Annotated in this window: 17 protein-coding genes; 5 read left to right on the top strand and 12 right to left on the bottom strand. The window is 59.1% G+C overall.

Annotation, left to right across the window (positions count from 1 at the left end; all coding sequences use genetic code 11):
- The first annotated feature begins 26 nt into the window (after nucleotides 1-26).
- The 3 genes from PP263_RS05945 (at nucleotide 27) to arsJ (ending at nucleotide 2,728) form a co-directional block, all read left to right on the top strand.
- On the top strand, nucleotides 27-371 hold the full coding sequence (locus PP263_RS05945; protein WP_308367446.1) for a metalloregulator ArsR/SmtB family transcription factor: 345 nt from the start codon (nucleotides 27-29) through the stop codon (nucleotides 369-371).
- A gap of 15 nt (nucleotides 372-386) precedes the next feature.
- Nucleotides 387-1,400: an ArsJ-associated glyceraldehyde-3-phosphate dehydrogenase gene (locus tag PP263_RS05950; protein ID WP_308367448.1), complete on the top strand. Its 1,014-nt coding sequence runs from the start codon at nucleotides 387-389 to the stop codon at nucleotides 1,398-1,400.
- A gap of 113 nt (nucleotides 1,401-1,513) precedes the next feature.
- Complete coding sequence (arsJ, locus tag PP263_RS05955) at nucleotides 1,514-2,728, top strand: organoarsenical effux MFS transporter ArsJ (protein ID WP_308367449.1); 1,215 nt, start codon at nucleotides 1,514-1,516, stop codon at nucleotides 2,726-2,728.
- Nucleotides 2,729-2,765: 37 nt separating this feature from the next.
- On the opposite strand, the gene PP263_RS05960 is transcribed toward arsJ, so the two are convergent.
- A complete protein-coding gene (locus PP263_RS05960) occupies nucleotides 2,766-3,572 on the bottom strand; it encodes a S1/P1 nuclease (RefSeq protein WP_308367450.1) in 807 nt (268 codons plus the stop codon).
- Between the two features lie 481 nt (nucleotides 3,573-4,053).
- On the opposite strand from PP263_RS05960, the gene PP263_RS05965 reads away from it, so the two are divergent.
- A complete protein-coding gene (locus PP263_RS05965) occupies nucleotides 4,054-7,200 on the top strand; it encodes a TonB-dependent receptor (RefSeq protein ID WP_308367451.1) in 3,147 nt (1,048 codons plus the stop codon).
- A gap of 85 nt (nucleotides 7,201-7,285) precedes the next feature.
- Here the strand turns inward: PP263_RS05965 and PP263_RS05970 are convergent, their stop codons facing one another.
- The 4 genes from PP263_RS05970 to PP263_RS05985 form a co-directional block, all read right to left on the bottom strand.
- Complete coding sequence (locus tag PP263_RS05970; protein ID WP_308367452.1) at nucleotides 7,286-8,677, bottom strand: Na+/H+ antiporter NhaC family protein; 1,392 nt, start codon at nucleotides 8,675-8,677, stop codon at nucleotides 7,286-7,288.
- A 61-nt stretch (nucleotides 8,678-8,738) separates the two neighbouring features.
- Nucleotides 8,739-9,779, bottom strand: coding sequence for an LD-carboxypeptidase (locus tag PP263_RS05975; RefSeq protein ID WP_308367453.1), 1,041 nt, complete (start codon nucleotides 9,777-9,779; stop codon nucleotides 8,739-8,741).
- Nucleotides 9,780-9,828: 49 nt separating this feature from the next.
- Nucleotides 9,829-11,406, bottom strand: a complete 1,578-nt coding sequence (locus PP263_RS05980; RefSeq protein WP_308367454.1) for a serine hydrolase — start codon at nucleotides 11,404-11,406, stop codon at nucleotides 9,829-9,831.
- A 280-nt stretch (nucleotides 11,407-11,686) separates the two neighbouring features.
- A complete protein-coding gene (locus tag PP263_RS05985; RefSeq protein ID WP_308367455.1) occupies nucleotides 11,687-14,635 on the bottom strand; it encodes a TonB-dependent receptor in 2,949 nt (982 codons plus the stop codon).
- A gap of 163 nt (nucleotides 14,636-14,798) precedes the next feature.
- On the opposite strand from PP263_RS05985, the gene PP263_RS05990 reads away from it, so the two are divergent.
- Nucleotides 14,799-16,223: a transglutaminase domain-containing protein gene (locus PP263_RS05990; protein ID WP_308367456.1), complete on the top strand. Its 1,425-nt coding sequence runs from the start codon at nucleotides 14,799-14,801 to the stop codon at nucleotides 16,221-16,223.
- Between the two features lie 60 nt (nucleotides 16,224-16,283).
- Here the strand turns inward: PP263_RS05990 and PP263_RS05995 are convergent, their stop codons facing one another.
- The 7 genes from PP263_RS05995 to PP263_RS06025 form a co-directional block, all read right to left on the bottom strand.
- A complete protein-coding gene (locus PP263_RS05995; protein WP_308367457.1) occupies nucleotides 16,284-17,075 on the bottom strand; it encodes a MurR/RpiR family transcriptional regulator in 792 nt (263 codons plus the stop codon).
- Nucleotides 17,076-17,103: 28 nt separating this feature from the next.
- Nucleotides 17,104-18,201 carry a dipeptide epimerase gene (locus PP263_RS06000; RefSeq protein ID WP_308367458.1) on the bottom strand — a complete coding sequence of 366 codons (1,098 nt, stop codon included), beginning with the start codon at nucleotides 18,199-18,201 and terminating at the stop codon, nucleotides 17,104-17,106.
- Nucleotides 18,202-18,212: 11 nt separating this feature from the next.
- A complete protein-coding gene (locus PP263_RS06005) occupies nucleotides 18,213-19,640 on the bottom strand; it encodes an SH3 domain-containing protein (RefSeq protein WP_308367459.1) in 1,428 nt (475 codons plus the stop codon).
- Nucleotides 19,641-19,775: 135 nt separating this feature from the next.
- Nucleotides 19,776-21,911, bottom strand: a complete 2,136-nt coding sequence (locus PP263_RS06010; RefSeq protein ID WP_308367460.1) for a hybrid sensor histidine kinase/response regulator — start codon at nucleotides 21,909-21,911, stop codon at nucleotides 19,776-19,778.
- Between the two features lie 71 nt (nucleotides 21,912-21,982).
- The gene (locus PP263_RS06015; protein ID WP_183459650.1) at nucleotides 21,983-22,186 is read right to left on the bottom strand and encodes a DUF2788 domain-containing protein; all 204 of its coding nucleotides are present in this window, start codon (nucleotides 22,184-22,186) and stop codon (nucleotides 21,983-21,985) included.
- 91 nt (nucleotides 22,187-22,277) lie between these two features.
- Nucleotides 22,278-22,547 carry an acetyltransferase gene (locus PP263_RS06020; protein WP_308367461.1) on the bottom strand — a complete coding sequence of 90 codons (270 nt, stop codon included), beginning with the start codon at nucleotides 22,545-22,547 and terminating at the stop codon, nucleotides 22,278-22,280.
- Between the two features lie 219 nt (nucleotides 22,548-22,766).
- Nucleotides 22,767-23,258, bottom strand: a complete 492-nt coding sequence (locus PP263_RS06025; protein WP_308367462.1) for a type II secretion system protein M — start codon at nucleotides 23,256-23,258, stop codon at nucleotides 22,767-22,769.

Raw genomic sequence — 23,258 nt, forward strand, 5'->3', positions numbered from 1 at the left:
GCGCATATCCAGGAGCAGTCCCGCAAATGAATCCTCTCCAATTCTACAAATGCCTGGCCGATGAAACCCGCCTGCGCTGCATATTGCTGATCCATATGGAGAGAGAACTCTGCGTCTGCGAGCTGACCGGTGCCCTGGGGGAAATCCAGCCCAAAATCTCCCGTCACTTGGCCCAACTGCGCAAATGCGACCTGCTGCTTGACCGCCGCCAGGGACAGTGGGTTTTCTACCGTATCAATCCCGCCCTGCCCCCTTGGGCAAAGGCGGTCCTGGAGCAAACTGCCGAACACAACCGGCAGTTCCTCGACGAAAACCTGAAGAAGCTATCCTCCATGGGAGACAGGCCGGAGCGTCTGCGCTCCTGTTGCTAACGGAGCAAGAAAAATATGGCAATCAGAATTGGTATCAACGGCTTCGGCCGTATCGGCCGCCTCTGCCTGCGCGCGGGCTGGGACTGGCCAGAGGTGGAATTCGTGCAGGTCAACGACCCCGCCGGCGATGCGGAAACCCTGGCGCACCTGCTGAATTTCGACTCGGTGCACGGCCGCTGGCAGCATACCGCCGAGGCCGACGGCGATACCATCGACATCGACGGCCGGCGCCTGGCCTGCTCGCGAAATACCGCCATCGCCGATACCGACTGGTCCGGGTGCGACTTGGTGATCGAAGCCTCCGGCAAGATGAAATCCACCGCCCTGCTACAGGCCTATCTCGACCAGGGTGTCAAACGGGTGGTGGTCTCCGCACCGGTCAAGGAGCCGGGCGTGCTCAATATCGTCATGGGCGTCAACCACCAGCTTTACGACAGGGATCAGCACCGTATCGTGACCGCCGCCTCCTGCACCACCAACTGCCTGGCGCCGGTGGTCAAGGTGATCCACGAAAAGTTGGGGATCAAACACGGCTCCATTACAACCATCCACGATCTCACCAACACCCAGACCATTCTCGACGCGCCGCACAAGGATCTGCGCCGGGCCCGCGCCTGTGGCATGAGCCTGATCCCCACCACCACCGGTTCCGCCACCGCGATCACGGCAATTTTTCCCGAACTGCAAGGCAAACTGAATGGCCATGCAGTGCGCGTGCCCCTGGCCAATGCCTCGCTCACCGACTGCGTATTCGAAGTGGAACGGGCCACCAGCGTCGACGAGGTCAACAGTTTTCTGAAAGCCGCGGCGGAAACTGAACTGAAGAATATCCTCGGCTACGAGGAGCGCCCGCTGGTTTCCATCGATTACAAGACGGACCCCCGCTCCAGTATCATCGATGCCCTGTCCACCATGGTGGTGAACGATACCCAGGTAAAAATTTATGCCTGGTACGACAACGAGTGGGGCTATGCCAACCGCACTGCAGAGCTGGCGCGAATGGTTGGCTCCATGGATCGGAATTTGTAAAAGCCTTTGATCAATCTCCCTGTAGGAGCGGGCCACGCCCGCGATCAGCCGGTGGGCTTAACCTCTGCTGATCGCGGGCATGGCCCGCTCCTACATCGGTCATCGAGATCCTGATGCTTTCTCTCTCCTCCCTGCCATCCCAAGTCCGCCAGTACCTGCTGGTCACCGGCAACTACTGGGCCTTCACCCTCACCGACGGCGCCCTGCGCATGTTGGTGGTGCTCTATTTCCACGACCTGGGCTACAGCCCGCTGCAGATCGCCCTGCTGTTTCTCTTTTACGAGTTCTTCGGCGTCGTGACCAACCTGGTGGGCGGCTGGCTGGGCGCGCGGCTGGGATTGAACCGCACCATGAATATCGGCCTGGCGCTGCAGGTAATCGCCCTCGCCATGCTGCTGGTTCCCGCCGCGCTGCTGACGGTTCCCTGGGTGATGGCCGCCCAGGCGCTCTCCGGCGTCGCCAAGGACCTCAACAAGATGAGCGCCAAGAGTGCCATCAAGCTGCTGGTACCCGCCGAAGCCCAGGGCACCCTGTACAAATGGGTGGCAATACTCACCGGATCGAAAAACGCCCTGAAGGGCGTGGGCTTTTTTCTCGGCGGCGCCCTGCTGGCCCTGCTCGGGTTCAGGGGCGCCGTGGGGATAATGGCAGCCGCCCTGGCGCTGGTGTGGCTGGCGAGCGTCCTGCTGCTGAAAAGGGATCTGGGCAAGGCCAAAGCGAAAAGCAAATTCCGCGATATTTTCTCCAAGAGCCGCGCGGTCAACCTGCTGTCCGCGGCGCGGCTGTTCCTGTTTGCCGCGCGGGATGTATGGTTTGTGGTGGCGCTGCCGGTATTTCTCGCCAGCCACTTCGGCTGGGATTACTGGCAAGTGGGCGGCTTCCTGGCGCTTTGGATTATCGGCTACGGCATTGTCCAGTCCCTGGCTCCGCACTTTACCGGCAGGGGAAAACTGCCGGACGGCAGAACCGCTTTTGCCTGGGCCGGAGTACTGGCGCTGGTCCCCGCGCTGATAGCAATGGCCCTGTTCGGAGACATCCACCCCGCGGCCAGTTTGCTCGGAGGGCTGATGCTGTTCGGCGCACTCTTCGCAATCAATTCCTCCCTGCACAGCTACCTGATCGTCAGCTATGCGAGGGAGGATGGTGTGTCCATGGATGTGGGTTTCTACTATATGGCCAATGCCATGGGAAGACTGGCGGGGACAGTGCTGTCCGGCTGGGTCTACCAGACGGCCGGACTGGAGGCCTGCCTATGGATATCGGCGGCATTTCTGCTGCTGGCGGCGGTACTATCACTGAGACTGCCTCGGCACCACCACCCATCGTAGGGTGCGCCGCGCGCACCATTGTTACGGCCGGCAATGATTACTGCTGCCCCAGCACCCGGTTGACCACACCCGCCAGGCGCACACCGCCCTGGCGCAGGCGCTGCGCGACAATCTCCCGGTTGCGACGGTAGTAATCCTCCCCCAACTTAACCTGGCTGGTATAGGCATGGCTGTGCACCAGGCGTTGGGATTCAGCAGCCCAGTCCTCCGGCGTGCTGTCCAGCCACTGTTTGCGCTCCCGCTCGCCGATTGACCGCCGCTGTTCTTCGGCGTATTGCTTCCAGTCGCGCACAAAGCCCGCGGGCAGGTAGACATCCCAGAGTGCGTGCAGGTTGGTGGGAAAACCGAAGAACTCGACTTTTATATCATTACCTCCGCGATCCTCAGTCAGGCCGGTGTGCAGCGGCTGGTGCAGGTCGCCGACAAAGTGGGCGACAAACAGCAATGCCTCGGCGCGATCGTTTTCCGGTGCACTGGGGTCACCGAGTATTTTCCCGAAGTGATCAATGGCCTTGAGGATGCACCCAGCCGGCGGGCAGTCGCGCTCTTCCTTATATCCATCCCACTGGCGCGGCAGGCTGATGTAGTGCATCGGCGCCGCCCAGTCGTAGCGGCTGTCGCTGCGAATACGGTCCGCCCAGGTAGTGGCCTCCGCCAGGTTCGGCTCCCCGACACTCTCCAGCAGCTCTTCCACCCGGGTTCTGACCTCCGGACGCAAATAGCCCCAGGCGATCTCTCCCACCACCCGGTGACCGTCCTCTCCCCAGGCCATTGTATTGGCCGAGGTCAGTAATATGGAAAAGCAGAAGATTACTTTTACAAAAATATTTCTATTTTGTTTCACTTCATGCCTCATTGTGTTTTTCCGTCCCGGCCTATCCTATCTGGACTTTATGACAAACTTGAACTTGAAGACAGAAATTATTTCCGGCGTATTTCCGGGAGCCCATTTTGATGCAGCCTGCTTCATTGTAATGAAGCGGATGCCCGATATTGGTGCCAGATGGTTCTAATTTGAATGGCACTTCCGCAGCATAAAAACCGACAGCCAAAACATAACCATACAGGCACCTTTTGGCATAATTGTTGCCTCTATGTTACAGAAAAAAGAGCGAAAGTGGTTAACTGTTGAGTACAACGACTTTCCCTATTCAAACTCCGCACCAAATAACATCAATAAAATTTTCATCCCAGTGTCATTTTTCTCCCTGAGAATAGCGCCGGCGCTAATTCTCGGAAGCATTGAACAGAACCGAGGAAACGATAAATCACACACCACACCGATGGCCCTGCTTCTTTGGCCACTTCAAGACGAGGAGAATTTCATGAAACGCTGCTTTTTCCCGCGTGCACTTTTGTCCGCAGCGGTGATCTCGGCGATGGGCATGACGCCCGCGGCCTATGCTCAGGAAACTTCCGCCGCCATTCGCGGTGTCGTCACCGGCACCGATGGCAATCCCATCGACAACGCCAGGGTCACCGTCGTCCATACCCCCTCCAACAGCCGCAGCGAAATCCTGAGCAGCGAATCCGGCCGCTTCAACCTGAAGGGGCTGCGTGTGGGTGGCCCTTATGTCGTCACGATAAAATCTGACGAAGGCGAGCAGGTAATCGATGATTTGTACCTGACCCTGGGCGACCCCCTGAATCTTCCCGTCAACCTCAGTTCCAGCGAATTCGAGGAAGTCACCGTAGTGGCGCGCATGCTGGAGCGGGTCACCGCCCTGGGCCCCTCCTCGAACTTCAACCTGGATGATATTGAAAGCGCCCCCTCCACCACCCGCGACATCAAGTCTCTGGTGCGCATGGACCCGCGGATCTATATCGACGAATCCTTCGGCGATGCTATCCAATGTACCGGTGCCAATCCGCGCTTTAACAGCCTCACCGTCGATGGCGTGCGCATGAATGACAATTTTGGCCTGAACGGCAATGGCTATCCAACTGAGCGTATGCCCTTCTCTTACGATGCCATTCAGCAGGTAGCCGTTGAACTGGCACCCTTTGACGTGCAATACGGCGGCTTCAGCGCCTGCAATATCAACGCGGTAACCAAGTCCGGCAGCAACGAATGGCACGGTTCCGTTTTCTACGACTACACCGACGACGGCTTCAGCGGAGACTCGCTGGAAGGCGAAAGCTTCGATATCGCATCCTTTGATGAACAGCGCTACAGCGCCACCCTGGGCGGCCCGATTATTCAGGACAAGCTGTTCTTTTTCGCCTCCTACGAAAAACTCGAAGGCGTGGACACCTTCGACCGCGGCCCCGCTGGCGCCGGCGCAGTCGCCGAAGTACAAGGGGTATCACAGGCACAACTGAATGAAATCCTGCGCATCTCCCGCGATGTATACGGCTACGAGCCGGGCGGCCTGCCCTCCAGCCTGCCGGTGGAAGACGAGAAGCTGCTGGTCAAACTGGACTGGAATATCGCCGACGGCCAGCGCGCGGCCTTCAGCTACAACTACAACGACGGTTTCCATATCGCCCAGTCCGACGGAGATCCGGATGAACTGGAACTGTCCAATCACTACTACGAGCGAGGAGCCGAGCTGACTTCCTATGTGGGCCAGCTGTTTTCCGACTGGAGCGATATCTTCTCCACCGAAGTAAAATTCGGCTATTCGGAGCTGGACAACCGCCAGCTGTCTCTGGGCGGCACCGACTTCGGCGAGGTGCAGATCAGCACCGAGAACGACCACGACGGCGACGGCAATAGCTCCCGTGCTACTGTTTACCTGGGGGCTGACGACTCCCGTCACGCCAATAAGCTTTACTACGAGACCTTCAACCTGAAACTGGCCGGCCGCTTGCAGCTACAGGATCACCAGTTGCTGTTCGGTTACGAGCATGACACCTTTGACGTCTTCAATATGTTCGTTCAAGAGGCCGAGGGCGAGTACCGATTCGCCAGTATCGAGGATTTCGAGCAGGGCATTGCCTCGCGCGTCATCTACGAGAGCGCCGCCGGTACCAATAACCCGGAGGATGCGGCGGCCGAGTTCAGCTACGACATCAATACCGTCTATCTGCAGGACGAATACACCTTCGCCAATGTCGACCTGACCCTCGTGGGAGGTCTGCGCTACGACTGGTATACCAGCGGCGACAAGCCGACGGAAAACCCGGAGATAGAGGCGCTATACGGTTTCTCCAACCAGCACAACATGGACGGTCAGGACCTGCTACAACCGCGCCTGGGCTTCAATTGGAATATCGATGGCAACCTGGAAGTTCACGGTGGTATCGGACTCTACTCCGGCGGCAATCCCAATGTGTGGATTTCCAACAACTACTCCAACAACGGTGTCACCCAACTGGAAGTGAGCGACTCCAGCGGCACGCCCCTGCCCGATATGGAATGGACCGGGTCCGGCCAGCCCATCTACGGTGTCCCCCAACAGCTGTACGACGCGGTGGCCAATGCCGAGAGCGGTGCCGGCGGCGTCAACCTGCTGGACCCGGATTTCGAAATCCCCTCGGTATGGAAGTACGCAGTGGGCGGCAGCTACCAGTTTGAAAACGGCTACCTGGTTTCCGCGGACTGGCTGTACAGCGACTATCAGGATGCGGCGATCGTCCGCGACATCTCCCGAGTACAGGTGGGCACCGCCATCGACGGCCGCTCGATCTACGACAGCGCCAACGGCCGCGACCAGGACTTTATGCTGACCAATGTGGACGGCGATTCCGGCTACTCCAACGTCCTGTCGCTGGGCCTGAGCAAGTCCTTTGACTTCGGTCTGGACGTGGCCCTGGGCTACGCCTATACCGACGCTGAAGACGTCAATCCGATGACCAGTTCGGTGGCCTATTCCAACTACACCAATATCGCCACCGCCGATCCGGAAGACCCCGGTGTCGCGACCTCCAACTACGCAATTCCCCACCGCTTCACCCTTAAGCTGGACTACGCGAGAGAGTTCTTCTCCGGTTACGAGACCCGCTTCAGCCTGTTCGGATCCGCCAACCAGGGCCGCCCCTACAGCTATACGTTTGACAGCGGCTTTATGTTCGGCGACTCCACCGGCTGGGTATCCCGCCACCTGCTGTACGTACCCAGCGGCGCGGATGATCCCAATGTGGTGTTCGGGGAGGACTTCGATACCGAAGCCTTCTTCGCCTGGGTGGATTCCGAGGACCTGGACCGCGGCGGCATTACGGAGCGCAACGAGTTGAACAGCGACTGGTGGACCAAGTTCGACTTCCGTATCGATCAGGAGCTGCCGGGTTTCCGCCCCGACGACCGCGCCCGGGCCTATTTTGTAGTGGCGAACTTGGGCAACCTGCTCAATGACGACTGGGGGGTGATGCACCAGACCGGCTTCCCCCGCTACCAAGCGGCGGTAAGCGCCAGTGTGGACGACCAGGGCCGCTATGTTTTCGAGGAATTCCTGGACCCGGCTGGACAAACACGGGTTTCGGAGCCCTCTTTCTGGCACGCCCGACTGGGAATCAGCTACCAGTTCTGAGCCTGGTACTCACCATGTAGGAGCGGCCGCTGGCCGCGATCGATCTGTGGATTCAACCAACATCGATCGCGGCCAACGGCCGCTCCTACAACAGCAGGAACCCCAGGAGAACAAAACCCAGGGCGCTGATCGTTCCCGCGCGCAACGCGTAGGGGAGCTGGGTTTTCACATGATCCATATGCTCGGTGCCCGCCGCCAGCGACGATACGATAGTGGTATCGGAAATCGGCGATGAGTGATCGCCGAAAATCCCCCCGGACAATACCGCAGCCACAAAAAGAGCCGGTTCTGCGCCCAGCGCAGTGGCGATCGGTATCGCAATCGGCAGCATGATCGAGAAGGTGCCCCAACTGGAGCCCACGGAAAAGGCGATCACACCGGAAACCAGGAAAATAACCACCGGCAGCAGTGCCAGCGGTATCGTGTCACCCACCAGGCCGGCTACATAGATGCCGGTGCCCAGCGTCTTGGCCACTGCACCCAGCGCAAGCGCCAGCACCAGGATCACCGCGATCGGCAGCATATGGCCCGCGCCTTCCATCCACACATGGGTCAGCCTGTCCAGGCTCATGGTGCGCTGGAGCAGCACCAGCAGCGAGATGGTGGCCAGCGCCGCAAGGCTGGCCCAGAGCACGCTGGTGGAGCCGGAACCGGCGAAGATCTCCCCTCCTCCGGTAATCCAAAGTCCCGCCGGCATCGCTACAATCAATACCGCTACCGGCAGCAGCATATTCACCAGCCGCGGTCTCGCGCTGTCCTTTTCCAAACCGGTAGAAATCTCTATGCCGTCGATCTCGCCAGTAGCGGTACGCGCCTCGGCGGCGGCCATTGGGCCGGGATTGTAGTTGCGGGTGATGGTGAACGCGGTCATCGCCACCGCGGCAATGGCGTAGAGATTGAGCGGAATGCTCGCCAGCAGCACCGCCAGCGGATCGTTCACACCCAACCCCTCCAGCAGGCCCAGGTTGAATGCGCCCCAGGCGTTCAGTGGGATCAACATGCAGATAGGCGCGGAGGTGGAGTCGATAATATAGGCCAGTTTTTCCCGCGCGACCCTGAAACGGTCGAACAGCGGCCGCGACACTGTGCCGGACACCAGCACGGTGATATTGGATTCGATAAAGATTCCCACACCCACCAGCCAGGCCAGCCACTGGGCCCGTCTGCCGTTGGTCACCCAGCGGCTGCGCTCAAGGAAGTGCACAAAGCCGTTGACCGCGCCGCTGCGCTCCAGGGTAAAAATAAATGCGCCGATCACCAGGGTGAAAACCACCACGCGGGCATCCCCCGCGTTGCCCAGCACCGCGATAACGCCGTCTATGCCCTCAGCCAGGGAAGCGACCATACCGGCGTCGCCCAGCAGGAAATAACCGAGCCAGATACCGGCAAAAAGCGCCAGGTAAACCTGGCGGGTGAGCAGCGCCAGGCCGATAGCCAGGAAGGGGGGGAGTACGGAAAGCCAGCTCGGTTCGTTCATACTGCTTTTTTCTTGTTATTTCAGCCATTCGCCTGCAAGCAGGCTCCTACAAGTGGGAATATCAAACAAGAGGGGACTCTAGCAGGGTCAGGCTGCCCTTGTCTCCGTCCAGCTCCGCCATGGCCCCGACGGGAACAATTGTCTGGTCCTCCACATGTCCGATCATCAGTCCACGCACTACCGGCACCGCCAGGCCGGCGGTGCGGTCGCGCAGTACCTGTTCCACGCTGAAGGTGTTCTCGTCGGTATCCGTCTCGGTGAATTTTCCAAAGACGATGCCCGCCACCTGCTCCAGTTTCCCTGCCAGGCGTAGTTGAGTGAGCATGCGATCGATGCGGTAAGGCGCCTCTTCCACATCCTCCAGAAACAGGATCCTGCCGCGAAAATCCGGTTCGTAGGGTGTGCCCAGCAGGCTGGCTACCAGGCTGAGGTTGCCGCCCACCAGCCGCCCCCTGGCCCTGCCACCGCGGAAACGGGTAATGCGGTTTTTCCGCTCCACCCGCCCGGGGCCGCCGTCGAATGGCGGGGGCGCGCCCAGCGGTACCGGCGCTCTGCTGTTAACCAGCACCTTGCGGAATTCCTCCAGGGTATAGTCGGTAAAATTCTGCGCGGCGATGGGGCCGTGAAAAGTGATCAGGCCGGTGTGCCGGTGAATGGCGTTGAGCAGCGCAGTGATATCGCTGTAACCCAGCAGCACCTTTGGGTTGTCGGCGATCGTCCGGTAGTCCAGCAACGGCAGGATACGCGCACTGCCGTAGCCACCGCGCAGGCAGAACACCGCATCTACCCCGCTATCGGCGAACATGGCATTGAGATCCGCGGCCCGGTCCTCATCGCTGCCGGCGAGGTACTGATTCCGCTGGTACAGGTGGGTGCCCTCCTTCACCTCAAACCCCAGCGACTTCACCACATCCATGGCGAAACGGATATCCTCGTTCTCCCAGACATTGCTGGCGGGGCTTACCAAGCCTATGGTCATCCCCGTCCGCAACCGCGCCGGCCGTTGGATTTTCGGCTGCGATTCCTCCGCCGCAGCACCCGCCGCGAGTCCGCCCAGCAATGGCGCGGCTACCAGGGATTTGATCAAGGTGCGCCTGTACATTCCGCCTTCTCCAAAAAAACAACTTACCTGTCGGTGCGCGTGGCGCACCCTACTTTTTGCCTGTCCGCACAAAGTACAGATCCGCGAAATCGTAACTGAAATCGATATTCGTGGACTGAGGTTGCAGGGTAAAGGTTTCTTTTCCATCCTGCGACTTGCGGGCCACCAGCCAGGCGTCCGCATCCAGGGTACGGTCTTGCCAACGGAGCTGCCAGACCCCCGGGGCCTGTCGGTGCAGGTCGCCGGAAAGCCTCGGAGATTTTATCGCGCTCAGGTGCAGGCCATCCGGACTCATTTCAATTTCCACATCGCCGAACCAGGCATCGCGGTAAAGGCCGGGCAGGTCCGACTCGACGAGCGGGGAATCATTTTCGGGAATTGAGATTTGTGACGGGCTGGCAGGCTGTACGGCATTTTCCCGCTGAAAATACGCCAGCCAGTCCCGCTCCGGCGCATCCAGGTAAGGCATCAGCAGGCTGTAGATCATCGCCTGGCGCGCGGTGCCGGCGCTGCGATTCATCAGCACCACCATCGCCAGGTCCAATTCGGGCACCATTGCCGTCCAGGCGTACATGCCCGACAGCGAACCGGTGTGGTGGATCACCCTTTTGCCGTACATATCCTGCACCCGCCAGCCCAGCGCATAGGTGTAGAAATACCCTCCGTCCCGCTGTGCCCGCGCCCGCGACATGGGCATCAGGGTAACCGGCTTCCACAAGCGATCGCGAGTCTCTTCACTGAACAACCGCCGGCCTTCGGGGGTCACGCCGCCGGCGAGCAGGGACTGCAACCAGCGCAACATTCCCGCGGCATTGCAGTGCATGCCCCCGGCAGCCGCGGAGACGATCCGTGTGTCGGGTGCCAAGTTTGCGGTATCGACTGCGATTTTTGCGGAAATCAATAGGTGGGGATCCGCCAGATTGTCCCTCGCCGTTTCCGGCACCGGGCCCGCGTAACATTCGCGCAAATTCAGCGGTCTCAATAAACGCTCTTCAACAAAGCTTTCAAAGGGCTGGCCGGAAACCGATTCGATCAGTTCACCGGCGACTATGTAGAGCAGGTTGTCGTAGGCATAGTCGGCGCGAAACTTCCCCGACAGCGGCAGATGCGACAATCCCGCGAGAATATCTTCACGGGAGAAAGAATTCGGCTGGGGCCAGAGCATCAGGTCCCCCGCACCGGGGCCCAGGCCGGAGCGGTGGGTGAGCAGGTCTTCCACGCGGAACTCCCGCGTGATCCAGGGATCGGCCAGGGCGAACCCGGGCAGGAAATCCACCACTCGACTGTCCCATTTGAGTTTTCCCTCCTCCACCAGCAACGCCAGAGCCGCGGTGGTAAACGCCTTGGTGGTGGAGGCCAGTTTAAACAGGGTGTGTTCATCCACCGGTCGCGGCCGGTCCACACTGGTGATACCGAAGCCGCGCAGGAATTGTGGCTTCCCCTCCTGCCAGATGCCCACTGCCATACCGGGGACTTTTTCCTCCATCATGATTCGCTCTATCAGTGTTTCCAGCGCCGCATGGGGAAGCGGTATGTGCTTGGGAGTATCGCCGCGCGAATCCTTTCCCGGTCCGTCGCAGGCCAGCAGCAACGTGGTGATCAATAGAATAAAAGCTTTATATCGCACCGGTCTTCACTCCGAAAAAAAGGGCCCTTGAGGGGCCCGAACACCTGCGGCAATTGGGGGTGATATTGCCTGAGGGAGAATACTTTTTACTTTATATCGGACGATTAACTGTAGTGTTAAAGGCCTGTTTCAAGCCATGCTGACTTAAGTGTTGCTACCCCCGTAGGATGGGCAAAGCGAAGCGTGCCCATCCTACAATGCTTAATTACGCAACAACCGTGATGCGAAGGCCCTGATGCCGGGTACTACCTTGCAGGATCGCCTCAATACTTAATTCACCCTAAAAATCTATCCGCGCACTCAACTGCACCCGGCGGGGCTCCTGGTAGTCCGTCGGGGACAGGAAATCCTCATTGGGAGTGGTCATACCGTAGCGGACAATTTCATCCACACCGGTGGCGCTCTGACTATTGAGCAGGTTGAAAACTTCCAGGCCTAACACCAGGTCAGATTCGTACAGCGGCGTGCGGTAGAAAGCACTCATATTCAGGCTGGTCACCCAGTCGGTATCGCCGTACTCTCCCTTGTCCAGTCGCTCGAACACTCGGTCGCCGTTGGAGTCGGCGTCGCAGTTGGCCACACAGATGTAGTTGTAGTCGTAGGAGGTGTTCTCGGTAAACGGATTACCCTGGGCGCGGGCGTTGATCGGACGGCCGGAAATCAGGCTGAAGTTGGCCGCCAATGTAAGACTTTCGTTGACCTGATAGGCTCCGCGCAGCTTGAAGGCATGAGTGCGGTCGTTGGGCGTTCGGCCATCATTGCCCAGCAGATAGGCTACGTTGTCACCCGCTTCGGTCCATCCGGGAATATTATTTTCAGTATCCGAGTTGACACCGCCCTCGTAATTGCCCTCGCTGCGGGACAGGGTGTAGGAAACATCCATCGACCAGTTGTCGAACCACTCCCGCTTCAGGACCAGCTCCAAGGCCTTGTATTCCCGCTCCGCCTCCGGCCCGCCGATGGGGTTGCCGTTGACGTCGAAGTCCTGCGCTTCGCCCAGGTCGATGGTGACTTTTTCCGGGCCGTTACCGCAGTCGCGGGTGAGGGTCAATTCGCGGCCCGGGTTGGCGAATACCCAGCCGGAAATATTGCCACAGTTCGCCGTGTCCACATTGATTTTCATATCCTCGATGGCGTTGTGGAACTTGCGGTAGATCCCCCGTATGCCGACTTTCCACTCGTCGTTGAGCAGGCGCTCATAGCCGAGAATAAATTCGTCCTGGTAGCTGGCTTCCAGATCGTTGTCCACGAACTCCTCGGTATTTTCCAGGCCGTCACCGGCGGCGCCGAACTGCTCGGTGGGCCCGAGTTTGTCGCCGAGAATCGGGGTGACATTGGTCAGTCCCGCACCGGTGGTGTTGGTCTCCAGGCCGGCCAGCTCGTAGTAATTGCGCACGTCCAGGGTGCCGCCGCCCTCCCGGGCCGCCAGGCCGTTGGCGATAGGAAAATAGTAGCGACCGGCATTGGCAAACAGTTTGGACTGGCCATCGCCGTTGATATCCCAGGCGAAACCGGCGCGCGGGGAAATCATATCGTCGATTTTCAGGAAAGAGTTGCCGGCGGCGTCCTTGGTATCGAACTCGTCGAAGCGCAGGCCCAGAGTGAGGGTCATCTCGCTGTTCAGGCTCCAGATATCCTCCAGGTAGTAAGCGGAGGTATCCTGGTCGAAAGTTCCGATGGAGTTGCGGGTACGGGCGACCACATAGGCGTCCCCCTGAACGACGGCCCCGTTGACTTCATCGCCGGGATTAATGCCGTAGATCGAATAGTAAACTTCGCCCGGGCCGGTGGTCAGCCGGCTCATTTCCGTGGTTCGGGTCTCGTTGTCGAGGCCAAAACGGATCAGGTGATCCCCAAGTGCATACTCGAAGTCCAGGCGCAGGGCATCGCGGGAGTTCAGCCGGCCGTCAAAGCGGCTATCGGTGGTGCAGCCGATCTCCTCATCGGCACGGTTGTCGTATACCCGATTGCACTCCAGGCCAGTGGTATTGTCGGTGACATAGCGGGTTTCACTGTGTCCGTACAGCACCCGCGCCATCAGGTTATTCCCGAAGTAACCGGTATAGGTGGCGATAGCGTTTTCGCCTCCGGTTTCCTCCACCGCGGTATCGTTGAAAACATCGTCCACGAAACGGTCGGTCTCCTCTTCGCCTTTATCGGAAAATGCAACCAGCTCCAGGCTATGGTTTTCCGCTATCAACCAGTCCAGCCTGCCGCCCCAGAATCCCGAGTCGTCCTTGGATTCACTGCGGGTATCACCGGAACTGTTATAGGAAACCTGTTCATTGCTGCGCGGTTCGTACAGGGCGAAAAAGAAAAGCTTGTCCTGGATTATCGGACCTGAGACGTAAAGGCTGGTGGACCAGCTGTCGCTCTCGTCGTCGGAACTGTGGAAAATCCGCTGGCCATTGCGATTATAGGAGTCCTCGCCAGTGCCGCGGAGGGAATCGGGGGAATAATAACTTTCCGCACCGAACTGAAACTCATTGGTCCCACGCTTGACCACCGCACTGACCACCCCGCCGGTGGTACGCCCGTACTCCACCGAGTAGCCGCCGGTCTTTACCTGGAATTCCTCATAGAACGCATAGGGAGCACTGGCCGCATCGATGCCAGTCTCTACGTCACTGACATTCAGACCATTGATAAAAACCGCGTTTTCACCCACCGAGGCGCCGCCAAACGAGACGCCACCAAACGCGCTGCTACCACCTACCGCCCCGGGAGCCAGCAATGCCACGGATTCCAGGCTGCGGCCCACCGGCAGGAATTCCAGTTCCGCGCTGTTGATGGTCATTCCGGATTCGGACGAAGTTAGATCGATGCGATGGGAGCCCCGGTCCGCAACTACAACCACCTCCTCCAGAGAGCCTGTGGACAGGTCCACGTCCACGTTGGTAACGGCACCGATGGTTACACGTACATTTTCCACCAGCACGCTGTCGAAGCCCTCTTTTCTCGCGCGAATCTGGTAATTGCCGATAGGCAGGCGGGAAAAGCGATAGCGACCGCCGGTGTCGGCGGTCACGGTGCGGGAAGCGCCGGTCTCTTTATTGATGATGGTTATCTGTGCACCAACGAGAATTCCACTGCCCCCCTCCCTGATGAGGCCACTCACCGCACCGTCGTTGTTCTGGGCGTAGGCGAAGTTTCCGAGAGTAGAGGCGCTGCCGATTACAGCCCCGATGGTTGCGGTGAGAAGCTGCCTTTTAAAGTTTCTTCTTATCATTAGTGCGGTCCTCTGAAGGTTGGGAACGGGCTTGGCTGCGCCCCAACCGCTTGACGCAGCGACCTCTTCAGAATAATTTATCAATACACGATCTCGATGTAAATATAATTTATTCCTATCTCCGCACAAAAACTTCGAATAATTTATTTAATGGGAGCTTTCCATGCATTCCCTGCGCCTTCTCTCCCCGGTCCTGTTCCTCTGTGTAGCTTTATGCGCCAAAGCGGATAATCCAGACCGGCTCCAGGCTGTAAAGGCGCTGGTGGATGCCGGGCAGTACCGCCATACCAAAGTACAGATTGAAAAATTACTGCAAATCGCTGAAGCCCCCACATTGCGCAGACAACTGGCGTTCGAGGCCGAGCGGATGCGCCGGATTGAACGGGATTTTCCGCAGGATTACGCGGCACTGAAGGCGTCGATTCGACGCTATATTCCCGACGCCCGCGAAGAGGAAATACGCGACTGGGATCGTGCAGAGTGGTTGGAATTCAAACAGATCGATGGCGAGCGGCGCTACTTCCGCATGGCTGCGTACAACCTGCTGCAACTCTCCGACCAGCTCGCACAGCGCAGCGCTGATTTTCGCGGGTTCACCGAGAAGGCTCCCCTCTATTCCCTGCACCCGCACCACCGCGAAGTGATCAACGGGAAGACGCCGCTGCGCAACCGCATCCAGGTGGATTACACCCTGCGGGTCAAACCCGATGCGGTTCCCGCCGGGGAAACCGTGCGCGCCTGGCTGCCCTTCCCCATCCCCCTACCCGGCAGTCAGGAAAATATCGAGCTGCTAGCCAGCAGCCCCGGCCGTTACCAGCTGGCTCCCCCCCTGCAACCGCAACGCACCATTTACCTGGAGAAAACGGCCCGCGCCGGCGAGGCCACGGAGTTCAAGATCCGCTATGCCTTCGACAGCCTGTCCCGCCACACCGTTGTAGATCAGCGACGCGTGCAGCAGCTATCTAAAGACGGCCAGCTGGCACCCTACCTTGCGGAGCGCCCACCACATATCGTCTTTACTCCGGAACTGCGCGCGCTCTCACAGCGTGTTGTCGGCGGCGAATCCAACAGCTACCGGATCGCGCAAAAACTCTTTGCCCACGTCGACAAAATCCCCTGGGCCAGTGCCCGCGAATACTCCACCATCCGCAATATCAGCCACTACGCCGCCCATGCGGGCCACGCCGACTGCGGCCAGCAGACACTGCTACTGATCACCCTGATGCGCATGAACGGTATTCCTGCGCGCTGGCAGTCCGGTTGGGAATTTTCCCCGGGAGATTTCGATACCATGCACGATTGGGGAGAGTTCTACCTGGAGCCCTACGGCTGGCTGCCCATGGACGTCACCCACGGTGTGCTGGCCGGCGAGACGGAAGCGGAAACCTGGTTCTACCTGGGCGGGCTGGACGCCTTCCGCCTGGTGTTCAACAGCGATTACAGCCAGCCCTTTTTCCCCGAGAAAGAACATTTTCGCTCAGAGACGGTGGATTCGCAGCGCGGGGAGGTGGAGTGGCGCGGTGGGAATTTGTATTTCGATCAGTGGAATTACGATCTGGAATGGCAGCTGGTCAAACCTGAGAACTGATCAATACCTGAGGAGCGGCCCATGGCCGCTCCTACAAGAAAAAAAGCGATTGCAAACAGGTTATTTGCCTAGAATCAAACCGGTTATCAGGCTTTCCACCAAGTGCAATTGTCCCGCCTGGAACAGCAGCCGCTGCAGCGCCCGATCCTCTTCCTCCATGGGCATTACGAACAGGCGAATATCCGCGTGCATGCTCACCGCATTGTGGTTGTAGCGGGTGAGGCTCAATACTTTAGCGCCGCATTCGCGGGCGCGTTTGGCGACTTCCACCAGGGACTCCTCGCCGCCCATGTCGCAGACGATACAGAGCAGGTCGCCCGCCTCCATATTGGCTACGATGGATTTTTGCAGATCCATGTCCTGCTCGAACACCGACCAGCGGCCGTTTTCCCGCAGGTGCAGATTCAGGTAGCGGGCCACCGCCACCGACCTGGCACAGGCGGCGACTTGAATACAGCGGGAACGGCCGAGCGCTTCCACCGCCGCTCCCAGCTGTTGCGGATCATTGACACTCACCGTGTGCTGCAACACTTCCATTTTCTTCTGGCCCAGGGTGCTGAGAATACTCTCGGGGCCGGGAAAAAAAGACTCGGGCTCCGCCTCACTGGCTTCGGCGCGGGAATTGAGTGCGTAGGATTCGTGCACGGCCAGCTTGAGGCTGGGATAACCTTTGTAACCGAGCTTCTGTGAAAACTTGACGACGCTGGACTGGCTGACCCCTACCGCGTCCGCCAGCTGTTGAGAGGAGTAATCGCGCAGCAGCTTGGTGTTGTCCAGAATAAAATCAGCGAGTTTGCGTTCATTGACAGACATCTGCTCTCGCATGGAACGCATTTTCAATAAACAGTTCATGCCCTGTTGCTCCGCTTGGATACTCCGCTCAATTGTCCAGCGGCCTCAGGCCCTCGATGCGCTCAATACCCAGCCCCGGGGTCTCGCTGAGGATGATATCCGCATCTTTATAGGTAACGCCACCAACCACGGGATCATATTGGCAAAGGGAGGGTACGTCCAGGTCGAGCTTGGTCACCGCGCAGGGCTTTGCCGCCGCCACATGGGCAGCCGCGGAAACGCCGATGCTGGTTTCCAGCATACAGCCCATCATGCATTCGACATTGTAGACAGAAGCAATATCTGCGATTTTTATCGCATTGGAAATTCCGCCGGTCTTCATCAATTTGATATTGATAATCTCGGCGGCGCGCTGCCTGATCACCTCGAACGCGTCAATGGGCCCGAAAATGCTTTCATCGGCCATGATCGGAGTCTGCACCCGCTCGGCGATATAGCGCATGCCGTCCAGGTCCCGGGCGCTCACCGGCTGCTCCACCAGCTCCAGCACCACCCCGGCCTCCTCCAGGTTTTTGATCGCCAGCACCGCCTGTTTCGGATTCCAGCCCTGATTGGCGTCCAGGCGCAGGCGCGCCTGCCCCTCCACCGCGGCGTAAACCGCCTTTATACGCTCCATATCGAGACCGATGTCCTTGCCGACCTTGAGTTTCAGTATCTCAAAACCGCGCTTCACCGCACGCTTGGCATCGGCCACCATCTTGTCGATGTAATCGACACTGATGGTGATGTCGGTGGTCAGGCCGTTCCCGTCCCCACCAAGAATCCGGTACAGCGGCGCCCGGTGCAGTTGTGCGAACAGGTCGTAGAGGGCAATTTCGATCGCCGCCTTTGCGCTGTAGTTATTGACCAGCGCGGCCTGCACTTCGCCGCAGATTCGGTTGAGATGCTGCACCTCTCGGCCCAGCAACAGCGGAGTGAAGATGGTGCGGATCGCCTCAACCACGGAGCCGTGGGTGTCCCCGGTAATCGCCGCCGTGGCTGGAGCATTGCCGTAGCCCAACTGGCCGGTGTCGGTCTCCAGGATGACGACCACATCCTCCACGCATTCGACGGTGCGCAGGGCAGTTTTGAAGGGCGTGATCAGAGGCACTTTCAGCATGCCGAGCTTGACGTCAACTATTTTCATAAAAACACCGGTTAGCGGATCGATTTGATGGCGTAGATACTGTCGACAAGTTTTTTGCCGGGGCTAAGCCACAGGGGCGTCAAAGGGGTAACCGACACGCCGGAGAGTGTGCCGCGATAGAATTCCCCACTTTCATCGTAATAGGCCAACCCCACTACGTCGTGGATGACGTAGGGCTCGCCTTCTACGCGGCCGATAGCCATCATTACATGGCCGGGAGTATAAATCAGGTCGCCCACTTGCAGCCGCTCCAGCGCGCGCCGCCGGCGCTCGTTGTCGCCATCGCCGTCGGCAAAAAAAAGTGTGGGAGCAAAATCGCTCTGCCCCTGCTGGCCGGAGTTCCGCGGCATCAGGATGCCGAAAGTCTTGTAAACCTCGCCGATAAAGCCGGTGCAATCCCGGGCGTTGTAGTCGTGCCCCCAGCCGTAGCGTTCGCCGAGAAACTTGAATGCCTGCCGCAAAAGTACCGACGGCCGGTAAGATAAATTCCCCACACTCACATCCCGGCTGCGCGCGATCAGTGCGGGCCGGAATTCCAGGCGGCCGTCGTCGTCGCGCACCGGCAGCTCCACCACATGGCTGGCGTAGGGGTTCTGCCCGTTGACGTCGTGCCCGACCTCGACGGCAGTCATCAGCGGCAGGCTGGTGCCCATATCCAACTGCAGCTGAGATGTTCGCGGGTCGACCGGATTGAAGTTGGTCCCAACCTTTGCGCCGGTGACCACCAGGCGCGGAGCCCTGTTCCGCCAACGTTCGATTTCCTCCCGCGGACCGGTGGCGACAGCGGCCTTGGGCAGCCAGGCCGCGTAGTGATAATTCATCGCAAACCACCAGTCGCCGTCCGCGCTCTCGTGCAACAGGGCCACCACCTGCCCCGGGAATACGCCGGTTTCCTGGAAACGGTCCAGGTCCTTTTCGGCGGGGTCCCTGAACACCCGCTCGCCGGTGGGATAGCTGCGCATGCTGTCGCGCCGGACCGCCAGTCCCCACCGCACTTCCAGCTCCGCGGGCACGGCCTCGCGCCCCAGTGCGGATTCCAGTCGCGCGTAATCCGCACTGGAGACTTCGCGTCCGTCGGCATAATAGCGCGGCGACCGGGCCGGCCGGCTGACGTCGTCCAGCAGCGACAGCAGCTGTTCCCGGGCGAGGGTATCGGGGAGGTTTGCGAGATCGTGGAGGTGCGGATCTGAAGCCAGGTTGCGCCGGTTGAATTCGGCGATGACATCAGCGGTGAGGCGTTCGGAGTCGTCCCCAATCCGCTCAATCCAAAAGGCGGCGGACAGCATGGGCAGTTGGATGCCCGGGACATCGGTGGAGAAACCGTAATTCCTGTCCGACGACAGGGGTTCAGTGGAATCGCTACAAGCGGACAAGAGCCCCAGCAGGCATAGAGTCACCAGCACCGCCCGCTGACCCGTGCCACACAAATTGCCGATCATGGGGAGCCTCCTGTCGCTATTTTTAGTGAGCCCCAAAGATGACAAAAGAATATATTATTCTATCACTCACAGCAATAAAGAATAAATTAGTGAGTGGAAGGACTTCTTTTCGAGTGCGGGGAAGCGCTGTGTACGTCACAGTCCTCCGAGCCAGCGCTCCAGTGTCTCACGCAGGCTGTCCCGGTCCAGCGGTTTGGTAAGGAAACTGTCCATGCCCGCCGCCAGGCAGCGACTCTCGAACTGCTCCCGTGTGGTGCTGGTCAGGGCGACGATCGGCAAGCGGTCGCCGGGGGTGTTGTCCGCCTCCCAGCGGCGCAGGCTCTCGATAATCTGTGCACTGTGCTCGGTGTTCTGCTGGCAATCCACCAGCAGCAGGTTGTATCCGCCCTCCGGCAGGCGCTCCAGGGCCTCCTTTATCGAAGAGGCCACATCGACGCGGTAGCCCAGTGCCTGCAACATCTCTTCAGTGACTCCGTGCTGGTGAGTCTCCTCGATCAGCAGCAGCGATCTATGCCGTGGTTGCTCTTCGCTGCGACAAACAATGCGCCGACTGACTTTTTTGGCACTGCCGAAGAGGCGTTCGATCAGCGCGTCGTGCAGTTCCTTGCGGGTTACCGGCCGCGGCAGATACCGAGGGTTGGGCAGCGCCTGCTGCAGTGGGGCGAAGTCGCCCTCATGGCCATAGCCCCCAAGACACAGCAACGGGGATTGGCTTTCGCTCTCATCGCTGAGAATCGCGGTGACATCGGCGAGCAACTGCCGATCGCCCATGGCCGGCACCAGCAATATCAGACGCCCGTAGCTGAGTGCCTGTCGCAGGGATTCCTCAGCGACCTTGCGGTTGGCTTCCGACCAGTTGTAACTGGCCACCTCCATGCCGAAGGAGTGCAGTGCCTGAACAAGGCCGGCAACAAACAGCCCTCCCTGGTGCAGGAACACCACTTCGTGGTCCTGCAAGCGGCGCTCGGGGGTAAGATAGGTGCGCTGGTTGGGCTCAATGGCGAATTTCATTGCCACTTGATAGCGATTGCCCTCGTCGGAGGAATACAGCTGCATATGGCCGCCCATGATCTCCGCCAGGCCCTTGGCGATGGATAAGCCCAGGCCGGTGGTCACCTGGGTGCTATCCAGGCGGGAGAAGGCGCCGAAAAGCTCACTTTCCTCGGGGAGTATCTCTCCTTCACCGGAATCGCGCAGTTGGATGGTCAACTGCCCCTCGGCACTGTTGAGGTACTCGAAATTCACCTGCCCCCAAAGTTCACCCCGGTGGGCAATCATGGTGGCGGAATCCACCAGGTTGCGGATCAATTGGCCGGTTCTGCGGTTGTCACCTGTGACCATAACCGGCAGGTTATCGTCGATCTGGAAGTTCAGTTCCAGATGCTGCTGGTGCGCGGTGTCGGCCGCAAACTTGAAGGATTTCTCAATCGCCTTGATCAGATTGAAAGGCCCCTGGCGCAGATGGATATCCTGGCGCGCGACGCGGGCGAAGAGCCCCACATTGTCCACCAGCTTCAGCTGCTGGCCGCCGGTTCTCTTCGCCAGTTGGATCAGTTCATGCTGACGCTTGGTCAGCGGCTCCTCCTCCAGCAGGGTCAGCGCATCCATGGAGTCCGCCACCTGGCTGCGAAATTCCTGGCCGATATTGGCGATAAATTCGTTGGTCAGCGCCACCGCCGCCTCCGAGTGCTTGCTCGCCGCGGCCAAGTGACTGGCGCGCTGCTGCAGCTCGTACATGGCCGCGATGCGATCCCAGTAGTTCTCGGACTCCCGACGCCCCTGATGTGCCGTCAACCACACAAAAATAAAGGTCGCCGCACCGTAGATGGTGCCGAGGATATCTCCCGACAGGAAGGCCACCACAGCGGCGGGTAACAGGCAGGCAGAGATAAACCAGGCGAGAAATCGATGGTAGGGAGCAAAAACGGTGGCGACACTGGAACAGAAGATTACCGTGTACAGCCAGAGGAAGTGAGTTTCCGGGGCAAAGCCCACCAGCCACACGTGGCAGAGTAGGATTATCCCCCACCACAGGGCCCCCAGAGTGGAGGAGAGAAAATAGCGTTGACGCCATCGATTGGGCCCGGCGGCGTAGATACCGGCGAAACGGAAGACATAATAGCCGCGCGCCAGGGTCAGCAGCACCAGTCCGATGCCCAGAATCAAAACCAGCTGCGGCATCTCCGAGCGGAGATCCCCCATTGCGATGGCAATGGCAAAAGCGAGCAGGGACAACAGCAAGCCGCGTCGGGTGTACTTGGCAACCCGCATGTCTGTGTTCCGGCACACCCGGCGGTCTTTCTGGACTTTCAGTTCGGGGCGGTCAAATAACGGCATATCCGCTAACCAATGCCCAGTATCTCTACCAGGACTGTTTTTATAAGGAATCCGAGCAGGCCCAGGCCCAGGGCGATAAACAAAATAAAGGTGCCGAAACGCCCAGCCTTGGACTCCTTGGCCAGGTTCCAGACGATAAAGACCATAAAAAGGATGAGTCCGCCGACACCGAACCAGAGGGAGTACTCTTCAAACTGTTCGAATGACATGGAACCACCCGCCTCGAAAATTGGCGCGGATTCTACAGTGATCAGTGATCAGTTAACAGTGGCGCTTCCGTCACGGCTATCTGGTCACGGATCATGCTCCCTGGTAGTAATCCCCATCCTCCGCCCGGGTACCGCAGCGCAGTCGGCGAACTTCCCGGTCACGGTATCGGCTGTCATGCCAGCAGAGCGGCAGCGCTTCTCCGGACAGGAAGCTCAACTGAGTCTTGTCGAAGACCTCCGGATCCTGCACCTCCTCGCCCCAGAGGTAGCGACCCACAACAGTCAACTCGTAGGGATTCGCCAAGGTGACTATATCGGCTACCTCGACCAGGTGGTTGGTGGCGATATCTTTAAACAGCATCGTGGCATCCATTTCGTCTTCGTACCCCAAGTATAGGGGTTTAGGTGCCACTTCCGTTGGACCATCCTGGCGGCTTCACACTTGGCTCAACAACCAACAGCCCAAAAAAACAGAAATATGACGGCAAAATTCCGTCCAATAAACTCACAAAAACGAACGCAAGGTTATATTTTGACCGGAAAATTATTGAAAAATAACTTCCAGCTATTGAAGGACTGATTATCCTTCCAGGGTCAGACGCGCGGACACCATCCCTTCCTGGGGCAGCGCGTCCAGGTTGACAGTGCGAATGGTAAAGCGCTGCTGTATCAGGTTGTTCAGCCAGGGTTGCAGATCCTGGTAACGGGCCTGCTCTATCCACAGGCGAATGCGCCCCTCTCCTTCCGGCTCAAAGCGCCTGATAGTAATCTTGTGTTGTTCCGCGGCGGCGGTGACCCGCTGCAACAGAGTGCCCTGGGATTGGGCCGGCGCGCCCATGGAGCTGGTATCCAGGCGCTCCAGTATTGGGCGCTGAGACTCGATCCACTGCACCAGTTGACGTGATTTCTCGGCTTCGGCCCGGGCGCTGTCGAAGAAGTTCTTGGCGGGCATAAACAGGCCGTAGACCACAAACATCCCGCCGAGAAACAGCGAGAGTAAGCCCAGGGCGCGCTGGTCGTTGGTCGGCAGCGCCTGCCATTTCTGTCGCCATTGTTCGATTTGTTCTTTCAT

Source organism: Microbulbifer sp. TB1203 (assembly GCF_030997045.1).
Classification (GTDB): domain Bacteria; phylum Pseudomonadota; class Gammaproteobacteria; order Pseudomonadales; family Cellvibrionaceae; genus Microbulbifer.